10 protein-coding genes are annotated in these 13,144 nt (G+C 65.7%); 6 read left to right on the forward strand and 4 right to left on the reverse strand.

Annotated elements, in window-relative coordinates; all coding sequences use genetic code 11:
* The first annotated feature begins 14 nt into the window (after nt 1–14).
* Genes VJV41_RS15870 through VJV41_RS15880 form a run of 3 tightly spaced genes read left to right on the forward strand, consistent with a single transcriptional unit; the run spans nt 15 to nt 2,521 of the window.
* Entirely contained in the window at nt 15–707 is a 693-nt protein-coding gene (locus VJV41_RS15870; protein ID WP_325335319.1) for a DUF4190 domain-containing protein, read from the forward strand.
* Between the two features lie 43 nt (nt 708–750).
* Nucleotides 751–2,235 (forward strand): NAD(P)/FAD-dependent oxidoreductase, encoded by a 1,485-nt coding sequence (locus VJV41_RS15875; RefSeq protein ID WP_325335321.1) that lies wholly within the window; start codon nt 751–753, stop codon nt 2,233–2,235.
* A 19-nt stretch (nt 2,236–2,254) separates the two neighbouring features.
* On the forward strand, nt 2,255–2,521 hold the full coding sequence (locus VJV41_RS15880) for a hypothetical protein (protein WP_325335323.1): 267 nt from the start codon (nt 2,255–2,257) through the stop codon (nt 2,519–2,521).
* Here VJV41_RS15880 and VJV41_RS15885 read toward each other — a convergent pair.
* A complete protein-coding gene (locus tag VJV41_RS15885; protein ID WP_325335325.1) occupies nt 2,488–3,729 on the reverse strand; it encodes a TetR/AcrR family transcriptional regulator in 1,242 nt (413 codons plus the stop codon). The genes VJV41_RS15880 and VJV41_RS15885 overlap by 34 nt on opposite strands.
* A gap of 272 nt (nt 3,730–4,001) precedes the next feature.
* Between VJV41_RS15885 and VJV41_RS15890 the strand changes: the two genes are divergently transcribed.
* Nucleotides 4,002–5,231, forward strand: coding sequence for an APC family permease (locus tag VJV41_RS15890; protein WP_325335327.1), 1,230 nt, complete (start codon nt 4,002–4,004; stop codon nt 5,229–5,231).
* 136 nt (nt 5,232–5,367) lie between these two features.
* Here the strand turns inward: VJV41_RS15890 and VJV41_RS15895 are convergent, their stop codons facing one another.
* The gene (locus tag VJV41_RS15895; protein WP_325335329.1) at nt 5,368–7,035 is read right to left on the reverse strand and encodes a SulP family inorganic anion transporter; all 1,668 of its coding nucleotides are present in this window, start codon (nt 7,033–7,035) and stop codon (nt 5,368–5,370) included.
* Here VJV41_RS15895 and VJV41_RS15900 point away from each other — a divergent pair, their 5' ends adjacent.
* On the forward strand, nt 7,036–8,313 hold the full coding sequence (locus VJV41_RS15900; protein WP_325335331.1) for a uracil-xanthine permease family protein: 1,278 nt from the start codon (nt 7,036–7,038) through the stop codon (nt 8,311–8,313).
* Between the two features lie 15 nt (nt 8,314–8,328).
* Complete coding sequence (locus VJV41_RS15905; RefSeq protein WP_325335333.1) at nt 8,329–10,167, forward strand: adenylate/guanylate cyclase domain-containing protein; 1,839 nt, start codon at nt 8,329–8,331, stop codon at nt 10,165–10,167.
* On the opposite strand, the gene VJV41_RS15910 is transcribed toward VJV41_RS15905, so the two are convergent.
* Nucleotides 10,164–11,618: a M28 family peptidase gene (locus VJV41_RS15910; protein WP_325335335.1), complete on the reverse strand. Its 1,455-nt coding sequence runs from the start codon at nt 11,616–11,618 to the stop codon at nt 10,164–10,166. The genes VJV41_RS15905 and VJV41_RS15910 overlap by 4 nt on opposite strands.
* A complete protein-coding gene (locus tag VJV41_RS15915; RefSeq protein ID WP_325335337.1) occupies nt 11,615–13,135 on the reverse strand; it encodes a M28 family metallopeptidase in 1,521 nt (506 codons plus the stop codon). Before VJV41_RS15915 ends, VJV41_RS15910 begins: the two co-directional genes overlap by 4 nt.
* Nucleotides 13,136–13,144 lie beyond the last annotated feature (9 nt).

The raw sequence follows: 13,144 nt of genomic DNA on the forward strand, positions 1-13,144 counted from the left end.
ATACATTTGCTGCCGTGACCATGCCGCCGGGCAATCCCCCGCCATATCCTCCGCCACCGCCGGCGGGCCCGCAGGGCCCTTATTCGCCCGTGCCGCCGCCTCCTCCGATGCCCTATCAGGCGCCACCGCCGGGCTATTACGCGCCGCCACAGAAACAAACGAACTGGTGGGCGATCATCTCGCTGATCTTCGGCGTCATCGGCGGCGTGCTGATCAGCGTGATCTGCGGCATCGTCGGGCTGAACAAGGCCAAACACGGCCAGGGCGGGCGCGGCATGGCGATCGCCGGGCTGGTCCTTTCCGGGCTGTGGGTGCTGGTGGGCGTCGCCGCCGTCATCATCTACTTCACGATCGGCCAGGGCACGGTCACCGCGACGGACGTCAAGGTAGGCGACTGCCTCAAGGAGATACCGAGCAGCACACGCGTATTGACCGTCGACACCGTCGGCTGCGACCAACCGCACGCCGGTGAGGTATTCGCTGTGCTGCAGATGCCCGCCGGAGATTTCCCCGGGCAGTCCGTGATCGAGAACTACCAGAACAAATGCGAACCGGAGCTGTCCTCGTACTCGCCCGACGCGATCACCGACGACTCGGTTCAGCTCTATGTGTTGTATCCGACCGCGGAGACCTGGGCTCAGGGCGATCGTGCGGTGACCTGCATCGCGACCCTGGATCCGCCGCGGACTGGGACCCTCAAGCGTTGAGTCGATCACGGCGATTGCCGGTACCTGAGGTACCGTCTGGGACATGACTTCGGAGCTTTTCGACGCGGTCATCGTGGGGGCCGGGTTCGGTGGAATCGGCGCGGCGATCCAGCTCAAACGGATGGGCTACGAGAATTTCGTGATCCTCGATCGAGAGGATGACCTGGGCGGGACGTGGCACGTCAACCACTACCCCGGCCTGGCCGTCGACGTCCCCACCACGACCTATTCCTACTTCTTCGAGCCGAACCCGAACTGGTCGCGGTTGTTCTCCGCCGGCGCGGAGATCAAGCAATACGCCGACGATGTCGCCGACAAGTACGACGTGCGCCGCCATATGCGGTTCAACACGACAGTCGAAGGCGCGCGCTGGGATGAAGACGCCAATGTTTGGCGGGTCGCGGTGGCCGGCGGCGAGACGCTGAGCACCCGCTACCTCATCACCGCTACCGGCTTCCTGTCTCAGCCGAAGACACCCGACATCCCGGGTGTCACAAACTTCGAGGGCAAGGTCATTCACACCGCGGACTGGGACGACGACTACGACCCGACCGGCCGACGAGTGGCAATCATCGGCACCGGTGCCACCGCGGTACAGCTGATCCCCGAGCTGGCCAAGAAGGCCGACGAGCTCACCGTGTACCAGCGCACCCCGATCTGGGTCGTCCCGAAGCTCGACGTTCGCTTCGGTGAACGATCCCAGAGGCTTTTCGCGCGGATCCCGTTGACGCAGCGCGCAATTCGGTGGCTGACCGATTCGATCTACGAGTTCATGATCAATACCGCGATCATTCATCACCGGTACTTCCGCCGGCTCAACATCGCCGCGGCGGACCTGTCGAAGATCCACCGGTTCGCGTCGATCCGCGACAAAAAGCTGCGCCGCAGACTCACCCCGGACTACGACTTCGGCTGCAAGCGGCCGACATTCTCCAACGGCTACTACCGCGCATTCACCAAACCGAACGTGCGCCTGCAGACCGACGGCATCGCACGCGTCGAGGCCGACGGCATCGTCAACACCGACGGCTCCCAGACCGAGATCGACACCTTGGTACTGGCGACCGGATTCGACCTGTGGGAGGCCAACTTCCCCGCCATCGAGATCATCGGGCGCGAGGGACGCAACCTCGGAAAGTGGTGGCGCGAAACCCGTTTCCAGGCCTACCAAGGTCTGACGATGCCGTACTTCCCCAACTACCTCAGCCTTGCCAGTCCGTTCGCGTTCCTCGGGTTGAACTTCTTCAACACCATGGAATACCAGATGCGGCACATGGATCGGTTGTTCGGTGAACTCAAGCGTCGCAATGCCACCACTTTCGAGGTGACGGAAGAAGCCAACACGAAGTACCGCGATCGGATGACGGAATTGCTCGGCGATTCGTTGTGGACGATCGGCAATTGTGCGACTTCGCGGTCCTATTACTTCAACCCGCAGGGCGAACCGACGTTGCTGCGGCCGATGTCCACTGCCCGGGCAATCAAAGAGGCGGCGGAATATCCGTTGAGCGACTACCAGATCGCGTGATCAGGAAGGGTCAAGCAGTGTGCCGAAAAGGAATTCGCGTGCCGCGAAGTTCGCCGGGCTGGCAGTGGCCGGCTTCGGGCTGGCCCACTTCACCAGCCCGCAATTGTTCGATGACCTCACCAAGCAGGCGTTTCCGCACAATAGCCGTCAGCATCTCTACATCAACGGCGGCATAGAAGCGGGGCTCGGTGTCGGCCTCAGTGTCCGGCAGACTCGGCCACTGGCCGTCGTCGGCACCATCGGCTACCTGGTCTATTTGGCCGGCAACGTCGCGCGCAGTCGGTAGCGGCCCAGCAGCGTCAGATCCACCATCCGCCCGACGGTCACACGCGTCTGTGCCGAATTCACGTAGCGCATCAGCCGGCCGAGGTCGACCACCAGTGACATCGCGGCGTGCACGGCGAACCGGGCCTGGCCCGGCGTCCAGTCCCTCCGGACGGCCACCAACAGATCCACCCACGCCTCCACGTTGGAGCGCTGCAGGCTACGCAGGATCTTCTGGTCTGCCACCGTCATGTTGAGCCGCTCGGCGTAGTAGACGTAGTCCAATTCCGGCTCTTCAAACGACCTGACCACGTACGCATCGATGATTGTGATCAGCGCCTCCTCGGGATCGGCGACGGTCGTCACGATCGCCGACAATTCAGCCGACAGCCAGTCCGCGGCCCGGCGGAACCCGGCGGCAAGGACGTCGGCCTTGCCCGAGAAGTACTTGTAGATGCCCGACGCCGGCATACCCACCGCCGAAGCGATGTCCTCCATGCTGGTGTCGCGGTAACCCTTGAGGTTGAACAGGCGCATCGATTCGTTAAGCAGCGCTTCGGATTTCGGCGTATCAGCCACCGTCGGTCCTGGCGAACGCGCATCCGGGGTCAGGTCGCCAAGGTCGGGCACCTCGGCGGACAGCACCGCGTCGGCCAATTCGGACAGCAACGCCCGCACTTGGATGGCGGGCAGCTTCGCGCGGTGATCGACGATGCTGCCCGTCACCGACAGCACCGCGGTCGACAGTGTCCACCGCTGACGTGATGTCAGCTCCGGCCGAATCACGGTGAGCGGCTTATGAATCCGATGGTGCACACTGCGCAACTGTGCGATCAGGGTGGCCTGGTCATCACCGCGCAGGTAGCGGCCTTCCCAGCGATAGAGGCCGCCGGACTCGCGGTTGACCATCGCGGTGTCGATCAGCGCGGTGATCAGCCGACGCAGCGTGTCCTGCGGGTCGTCGCCTGCGGCATCGTCGGCGAATGCGGTGCAGTCGACCAACTGCTGGCCGAGGGTGAGCACGGCGGCGCGGAACAGTTCATATTTGCTCGAGTAGTGCCGGTACAGCGCGGCCGCGGAAATGCCGACGCGCGACGCGATCGCCTCCATGCTGACGCCGTAGTAACCGAGCGCACTGAACGCCTCGGCCGAAGCGCGGGCGATCTGCAGCTTGCGGTCCTTCGGCCGACGCCGGACGACGTCACCGCTGATCGGACCCGTGCGCGCCATGGCCAACACCATAACGGAACTTATGCACACAGAGCGGTCCACTTCAGTTGGAAAATCAAGGGAAAGCTCCCGCTCAGGCGAGAATGATCATTAACATAATTGCGTGTAGCGCCATCATCGACTGGCCTACACCGGAATCGTCAGCGCCGCGGTGCTGGCGATCAGACACGGGCTACGCCTCCGAGCTGACCCAAGCGACCGCGTCGGCGATCACGTCGGGCCGCGAATCGCTCGTCGGGAATCGCGACACGGCGTGACATAAGATCTGCCGCGTGAGCCAGCCCGACGGCCCTGCACTGCAACGGCGGCTCGGAACTTTCGACGCGGTGACGATCGGGCTCGGCTCGATGATCGGCGCGGGCATCTTCGCAGCGCTGGGCCCGGCGGCCGCAGCGGCTGGTTCGGGACTGCTGATTGGACTGGCCGTGGCGGCCGTCGTCGCCTACTGCAACGCGACGTCCTCTGCCCGGCTGGCCGCGCTGTACCCGCAGTCCGGCGGCACCTATGTGTACGGCCGCGAACGCCTCGGCGACTTCTGGGGTTACACCGCGGGCTGGAGTTTCGTGGTCGGCAAGACCGCATCGTGTGCGGCGATGGCGCTGACGGTCGGGTACTACGTGTGGCCTGCGTGGGCTCATGCGGTCGCGGTCGCCGCCGTGGTGGCGTTGACCGCGGTGAACTATGCAGGCATTCAGAAGTCGGCGCTGCTGACGCGGGTGATCGTCGCGCTGGTGCTGGCGGTTCTGACGGCGGTGGTGGTTGTCGTCCTCGGCTGGGGCGACCTCGACGGGGCGCGGCTCGCGTTCGGCGACGACATCACTGTCCGAGGCGTGCTGCAGGCCGCCGGATTGATGTTCTTCGCGTTCGCGGGTTACGCCCGCATCGCCACTCTCGGTGAGGAGGTGCGCGATCCCGCCCGCACCATTCCGCGCGCGATACCCATCGCGCTCGGTATCGCGCTGGTCGTGTACGCCGTCGTCGCGGTCGCCGTGCTGACCGAATTAGGCAGCGACGCATTGGCTTCAGCGAGTGCACCGCTGGCGGCGGCCGTGCGCGCTGCAGGTTTGCCGGGCTTCGAACCAGTGGTCCGGGTGGGCGCCGCGATCGCGGCGCTCGGTTCGCTTCTGGCGCTGATCCTCGGTGTCTCGCGGACCACGCTCGCGATGGCACGTGACCGGCATCTGCCGCACGCACTGGCCGCCGTGCATCCGCGGTTCGGCAGCCCTCACCGAGCCGAGGTGGTCGTCGGCATCATCGTCGCCGTTTTCGCTGCCGTTGTCGATGTGCGTGGCGCCATTGGCTTTTCGTCGTTCGCGGTGCTCCTGTACTACGCGATTGCCAACGCGGCGGCATGGACGCTGGGCAGCAGGATCATTCCCGGCGTCGGGCTGGCCGGATGCCTGCTGCTCGCGTTCCTGCTGCCCGACGTGTCGGTCGCCGTGGGCGCGGCGGTGGTGGCGGTGGGCGCCGCCGCGTACTGGGTTCGCCGCGCTAGACGGTGACAGCTTCGGCCGCAAGGGAGTCCCCGCCCACCAAAGTCAGGATGAGCCGGAACAGCCAGTCTGGCTCAGATGGTCGACGCAGCGTCCTGCCCGCGATTGTCGCGCATCCTCCCCGGCTGCGCGCCGTGTTTCTGGACTAGCCAGTGCGCTTCCGATACGCCTCGACGGCGGTCGGCAGCGTCGGGAAGATGCGATCTTCGCCGATCTTCTCCACAAGGCCCGCAGCATCGAGCAAGACACGCAGATCCTGTTTGACCCTGGCCATCGCGAAGACGATTCCACGGCTTGCCAATTCGCTGCGCAGTTGGTCGAGGACGTCGAGGGCGGTCAGATCGACTTCGACGTTGGCTTCTGCATTGAGCACGAACCACTTGACGGGATCCGGATTGTCGTCGACGGCGGCCAGTGCCCTTTCGCGAAAGTTCTCCGCGTTGGCGAAGAACAGAGGTGCGTCGTAGCGGTACACCACTAGCCCGGGCACGCGATCAGCTTCCGGATAGTCGTCGACGTCGTGCATGCCTGCCACGCCGGGGACGAAGCCCTGGATGGCGTCGTGCGGACGCGCCACCCGTCGCAGCAGATCGAGAATCGAGAGCGCGATCGCGACGAGCACGCCGTAGAGCACGCCGAGCAGCAGCACCGACGCTGTAGTGGCGACCGCCAAGATCAGCTCGCTGCGCCGAAATCGGGCCAGCCGCTTGAACTCCGGAACGTCGACAAGACGCAAGGCCGCATACACGACCAACGCTCCGAGCGCTGCCAACGGGAAAAGCGCGAGTACGCCACGGCCAACCACCATCACCGCGAGCACCACGAACAGGCTCACGATCGAATAGAACTGCGTGCGGCCGCCCAGCGCGTCTCCCAACGCGGTGCGACTGCCGCTCGAGCTCACCGGAAAACCGTGCAGCATGCCGGTGCCGACATTGCACACGCCAAGCGCCCGCAGTTCAGCGTTGGCGTCGACGCGCTGATCGTGGCGGGCAGCGAAAGTCCGGGCGGTAAGCACATTGTCGGAGAACGCGACAATCGAAATACCTGCGGCCGGAATGAGCAGCGCCACCAGATCGGCCGCCGAAATGGTCGGCACACCCGGCGCCGGGAACCCGCTGGGGATGTCGCCGACGACCTTGACTCCATAGCTGTCCAACGAGAACACCGCGACTGCCGCCGTTGCGATCAGTATCGCGATAAGCGGTCCCGGAAGGCGAGGCACGAACCAGCTGAGCACGAGCAGCAGGATTAGCACAGCGGCTGCCAATACGATTGTCGGCCAGTGCACCGCATCCAGCCCGGCAACGAATGATCTTATCTGGTCGATGAATTCGTCGCCTTCCACCGAGACACCGGTGACCTTGCCCAGCTGGCTGCCGATCATGATCACCGCAACCCCGGTCATGTAACCGACAAGGACCGGCCGCGACAGCAGATCTGCAAGCACACCCAGCCGAACCACACCGCCGACAAAACAGATCACTCCGACCAGCAGTGCCAGCACGGCGGCCAGCGCCGCGTAGCGAGCGGGGTCGCCCACGGCCAGCGGACCGAGCGTGGTCGCAGTCATCAATGCCGTCGTGGATTCCGGACCCACCGAGAGTTGGCGCGAGGAACCCAGCACGGCGTACACCGCCAACGGCGCGAGTGCGGCCCACAGACCGACGACGGGCGGCAGCCCCGCCACCGTCGCATACGCCATCACCTGCGGGACCAGGTAGGCGGCGACGGTGACACCGGCCACGACGTCCCCACGCAACCAGTCCCGCTGATATCCGCGAAATTGCGCAAGCCCCGGCAAGATACTCATGTGATCCCGCTGAAATGGAAACACGTCGAGGCACGCCACGACGCCGACTTCGTCGTCGCACCCGACGAGCGCCTCGGCTGGGGCCGCACCATCGGGCTCGGCGCGCAGCATGTGGTGGCGATGTTCGGCGCCACCTTCTTGGTACCGGTGCTGACCGGCTTCCCGCCGGCCACCACGCTGCTGTTCTCCGGGGTCGGCACGGTGCTGTTCCTGCTGATCACCGGCAACCGGCTGCCCAGCTATCTGGGGTCGAGCTTCTCGGTGATCGCGCCGGTCACCGCCGCGGTCGCCTCGCACGGGAGCGGCAGCGCGTTGGGCGGGCTGATCGCCGTCGGCATCGTGTTGATCCTCATCGGTGTCACCGTGCACTTCGCCGGAACCGGCTGGATCGACCTCGTCCTGCCGCCGGTGGTCACCGGCGCGATCGTCGCGCTGATCGGCTTCAACCTGGCGCCGGCCGCCAAGTCGAACTTCGAAAAGGGCCCGCTCGTCGGCATCGTCACATTGGTGCTGCTGGTCGCGACGCTCGCGTTCTTCCGCGGCATCATCGGCCGGCTGGCGATCTTCCTGGCAGTCGTCGCGGGATACGTTTTGGCGCTGATCCTCGGGGACGTGGACACATCGAAGATCGCGGCGGCGCCGTGGCTTGGGCTCCCCCAATTCCAGACGCCGACCTTCACGTGGTCGGTGCTGCCGATGTTCCTACCCGCGGTCATCGCGCTGGTCGCCGAGAACATCGGGCACGTGAAGTCGGTCGGGCAGATGACGGGCAGGGACTTCGACCCGATGATCGGCCGCGCGCTCGCGGCTGACGGGGTGGCGACGACGCTGGCCGGGTTCGGTGGCGGTTCGGCGACCACAACGTACGCCGAGAACATCGGCGTCATGGCCGCGACGCGTGTGTATTCGACGGCTGCGTACTGGATCGCCGCCGCGGTGGCGATCGCCTTGTCGCTGTGCCCAAAGGTGGGAGCGGCGATTTCAGCGATTCCACCGGGTGTGCTCGGCGGTGCGACGATCGTGTTGTACGGCTTGGTCGGTGTGCTCGGCGTTCGCATCTGGTTGACCAACCACGTCGACTTCTCCAAACCGCTGAACCAGATGACCGCGGCGATTCCGCTGATCATCGGCATTGCCGATTTCACTTGGCAGGCAGGTGATTTGACGTTCACCGGTATCGCATTGGGATCGATCGCCGCGCTGCTGGTGTACCACGGCATGCGGGTGCTCGGCCTCAGGCCGGATCGAGCAACGCAACACGTAGCGCCCCGCCCCTGACCTACAGTTCGAACCGTGCGTCGCACTTGGACCTGGACTTTCGACCTGCCGCCGGATCGGCTCTGGCCGGTGCTGGCGGATACCAACCGGTTCAACGAGGCGATGGGCCTGCCGGCCTACACGCTCGAGCAAACGCCGCAACCAAACGGGACGGTCGTTCGCCGCGGGCGGGGCAAGGCCGCGGGCTTCGCGCTCGAATGGGAGGAGAAGCCGTACGAGTGGATCGCGGGTCGGCACTTCCGCCAGTCGCGCGTGTTCACGAAGGGTCCGTTTCGCCGTTTCGGCCCGGTGTTCGACATCGAGCCGGACGGCAAGGGCGGCTCGCACGTCACCTACGCACTCGAATGGGAGCCGCTGAGCTTGGTCGGCCGCGCATTCGGCGCGCGGCTCGCCGCCCAGGCGGGTGAGGCGGTTGGGAAACGCACCCTCGAGGCCGTCGCCTTTGCGCGTGGCGAGCGGGTGGGCGAGCGCCTCACGCCGTTCGAGTTGCCGCCGCCGCAACTTCCACCCGGCGCGCGGGAGCGGGCAGCGACGCTGGCCCGCGAAATCGACCGCAGCCCTTACGGCAACGGCCTCGGCCCCCGGCTCGCCGACATTGTGCTTGGCAGCATGGCCACCGACGTTGCCCATCTCAAACCGAAGGTGCTTGCTGTCGATCTCGGCGTTCCGCTGCGGGCGACGATCGAGGCTTGCCTCGCAGGCGTGAAGGCGGGTCTGCTCACCATGAAGTGGGGTCTGCTCTGCCCCAACTGCCGCGGCGCAAAGCTCAGCGTCAGCACACTCTCCGACTTGCCGCGCGGCGCGCATTGTTCCTCGTGCAACATCGATTACGACCGCGACTTCGAGAAGAATGTGGAGCTCTACTTCGCCCCGGCGCCTGCCATCCGGCGGGTTGCCGACGGCGGGTTCTGTCTTTCCGGCCCGATGGGAACGCCCCATGTCGCCGTGCAGGTGCTCCTGGATCCGGGCGAACGGCGCAACGTCAGCGTCGATCTGCCGCCCGGCTCGTATCGACTCCGCACCATGCATCCCGGCGTCTTCGTCGACTTCGACCACGACTCAGGGCCGTTCCCCGGCTTACACATCACGGCGTCAGGCGTTGAGGTGCGCAGCGCCACGGATCATCCAGGCGAGGCGGGAAGCGTGGAGTTCGTGAACGATGCGGGCTTCGAACTCGCGGCCCTGATCGAGGACCGCACTTGGGTGCGCGATGCCCTGACCGCACCCGAAGTGATCTCGCTGCAGGCGTTCCGCGATCTGTTCGCCGAGGCGACCCTGAGGCCCGGCGACGATGCGGGCGTCAGCCAGGTCGCACTGCTCTTCACTGACCTACAGGGCTCGACGGCGCTCTATGAACGGGTGGGCGATGCCGCCGCGTACAACCTCGTCCGCAAGCATTTCGCGCTGTTGGCCGCGATCGTGCGCGACCATGACGGCGCGGTGGTCAAGACCATCGGCGATGCGGTGATGGCCGCGTTCAGCGATCCGGCGCAGGCGGTGCGCGCGGCGCTCGCCATGCAGGAGAAGATCGGCTCGTCTGAACACGGAGTCTCCGACCTCGTCCTCAAAGTGGGCGTCCACGCCGGCCCCAGCGTCGTGGTGACCCTGAACGACCGCCTCGACTACTTCGGATCGACCGTCAACATGGCCGCCCGCCTGCAGGGCCAGAGCATTGGCGGCGACATCGTGTTGTCGACCTCCGTCGCCGACGATCCCGAAGTGCGCGAAATGCTAGCCACCGTGCCTGCGCGACGAGAGACAGTCGCGCTCAAGGGTTTTGCCGATCCCGTTGGTTTCATACGCCTACTCACAGGGGCTCAGGCGGGGTCGTCACTTCGTCACCTGGATCGCTAAGGCGTACTCCGGTGCCGCTGATCGCGCGGTGGAACGCCGTTGACACCCTCGACCGACTGCGCGTAGGTGCCGACCGCGAATGCAACGGCCGGCGCCATGACCGACAGCGCGTGGCGGTCGATGTGGTCGACAATGTCGTGTGAAGTCAGGTAGTTCGGGTCGAAGGGAACGCCCGCCTGCCCGCCCCAAAGCCGCGCCTGCACTTCGGTTTTCCGTTGTGACGCGCCGGTCGTCGCACCGCCGATCGGAATTCCGGCAGCGAGGAACGCGCTGTAGCCGACGGTTCTGGAAAGCGGCATGTCAGCGGGGCGCACTCCGGCCAGGTTGAGGTAGCCCGCCAGCGTCCGTTCGATACCGGCCGAGCCACCCGGCACGGTGCTGGCCGGGATGTCCGGATTGGGTTGCCCAGACTGGTCACCGTCGTAGGTGAAGTAGCCGGCGTTCGGCGAGCCGAGCATGTCGAAGTCGAGGTAGAGCGCGATGTCGTCGAGTTGGTCGGTGTTCGATCCAGCCAGATACTTCGTTGGTCCCTCCCCCTCGGACGCCCAGAAGGTGAACCGCACGGCATTGGTGAGCTTCGGTTGCGATCCCAAGGCCGATGCGGTTTCCAGAAGCGCGGCCACCCCGGAGCCGTTGTCGTTGACGCCGGGACTGTGCGGCGAGCTGTCTAGGTGAGCGCCCGCGACGACGACGTTTTTCGTATCGCCGGTCTTGGTCTGTGCGACCACGTTCCGGGCTTTCTTCATCACGGGCTTACCGTCCAGCACCAGCTTCACCGGCGCGCTGGTGCGGCGCACGGCCGCGTCGGCATCGTTGTCGATGACCCCGACCGGGATGGTCAGCCGCTGGTAGTAGCCCGGCGTGAACAGGCCCGGGGGACTGCCGGCGGGTCCAGGCCTGCTGACGACCAGCAGGCCGACGGCGCCCTTGGCCACGGCAGTGTTCTGCTTGTCGACGACCGAACAGCCGGTGTCATCGACGACGGCGATGGCCCCTTTCACCGACACGGTGCCGTAGTCGGCGGGCCCACAGCCACGAGCCGCCGGCGGCCGCAGCGTGATTGCGTTGAGCCCGCCGAGCGCCGTCGTGACGAGCAGTGAGGCCTGGTCGACGTGGTAAGCGCGGCCGCCGACCGTCAGTGTCGGGTTTCCGGTCTGCGTGCTCGCGAGACGGTCGAATTCTGGCGTCTGGACGTCAAATCCCTTGTCCTTCAACGTCTGCACCACGTAGTCAAGGCTGGCGTCATAGCCAGGTGTGCCCTCGGCGCGGCTGCTCTGATTGGCGTCGGCGATCTCCTGCAGCTTGCGAAGTTGGGTATAGATGCCATCGACGGTGACCTTGCCCGCGAGTTCACGGGCCAGATCAGGCGTCGCTGATTTGTCCGACGACGAACACGATGTCAGCGCGGCAACCGCGAGGACTGCGACAGCTGTCGCGCACATCCTCCTCATGACGCGAGCACGTGACGGGTGCGGTCGTCGCGCACCGGGACGCCGTTGCGGCCGCCTTGATCCTGCGCGTAAAGACCAACGGCGTAGGCGATCCCGCCGGCGTTGATCTCCAACGCCGTGCGATCGACGTGGTCAAGCGTGTCGGTCGCCTTGTGGTAGTTGGGATCGAACGGCTCACCCGCTTGGCCGCCCCATTTCTTGGCCTGCTCGTCGGACATCTTTTCTTCGGCCCCGGAGAAGATGCCGCCTGAGGGCACCCCGGACTGCGTGAAGCCGTCGTAGTCCGACCGGCCGTCAAATGAGGTGTCCTCCGGAGGTTTACCGGCACGGTTGAGGAACGCGGCCAGTGTCCGTTCAAGGCCGGCGGAACCTTCGGGCACCCGCGGCACGCCGTCGTCCGGTTTACGTGGGGCGGACTGGTCGCCGTCGTAGGTGAAGTACCCGGGGTTTGGCGAGCCGAGCATGTCGGCGTTCAGATAGAGCGCGATGTCCTTCAGTCCGTCGAGGTCGAGAGACTCGACGTAATTGTTCGACCCCAGCAAGCCGACCTCCTCGGCACCCCAGAACCCGAACCGCACGGCGTTGCGCACCTGTGGTGAATTGCCCAGCTGCAGCGCAGTTTCCAGCAGCGCTGCCACGCCGGAGCCGTTGTCGTTGATGCCGGGTCCGGCAGGCACGCTGTCCAGGTGTGCGCCGACCATCACGACGTCGGCCGTCGAACCGGTCTTCGTCTGCGCGATGACGTTGCGGGTGCGGTCGGTCTTTACGCCGGCGTCGAGCTTGATGGTGGTGTTGCCCGGCTGGGCCCGCAGCCGCTCGCCCGAGGCCTTGGTCACGCTGATGACCGGGATTTTCACGTCGGCCTGTTCACCGAGAGTGCCACCCATTTCGTCGCCGTCCTCGTTGTTGGCGACGATCAGCGCCAGTGCGCCGCGCTGGGCAGCCACCGCTTGCTTCACCGCGAACTGGCACTTGCCGCGATCCACCAGCACGATGGCGCCGGCGACCGGCAGGCCGTCGTAATCCGAGGCCGTACACCCTGGCGAGTCTTCAACGCGTGCTGGCAGCAGCGGCCCCGATACGCCGTCGGGCGGCGTGCCGATCGTGAACTCCAGTGCCTTGGCGGCGACCTTGTTACCCGCCACGGTCAGTGACGGCTCCTTGGCGAACGGCAGACGCACTTCGAACTCCGGTGTCTGCACGTCGAAACCCTTGTCTCGCAACGTATTGGCCACATAGTCCACGCTAGCGTCATAGCCGGATGTGCCGAGGGCGCGAGTACCGTCGTGGGCGTCGGCGATCTCCTGCAACTTATGCAGATGGGTCATCATCGCGTCGGCAGTGACCTGCTTCTGCAAACCCGACGCGAAGTCTGCGGCTGGACCGGACGCGGCGACGGACGAAGTTGACGGTTGTGGCGACGGCTGCGTTCGCGTCGCACGTCCGCATCCGCCCAGCGCCACAGTGGTCACAGCCGCCGTCAGAACAGCCAACATCGCCAGTGATCTGCGCCCCATCGGGACCAC

Origin of the sequence: Mycobacterium sp., assembly GCF_035274705.1 — a bacterium.
In the GTDB taxonomy this organism is placed as follows: domain Bacteria; phylum Actinomycetota; class Actinomycetes; order Mycobacteriales; family Mycobacteriaceae; genus Mycobacterium.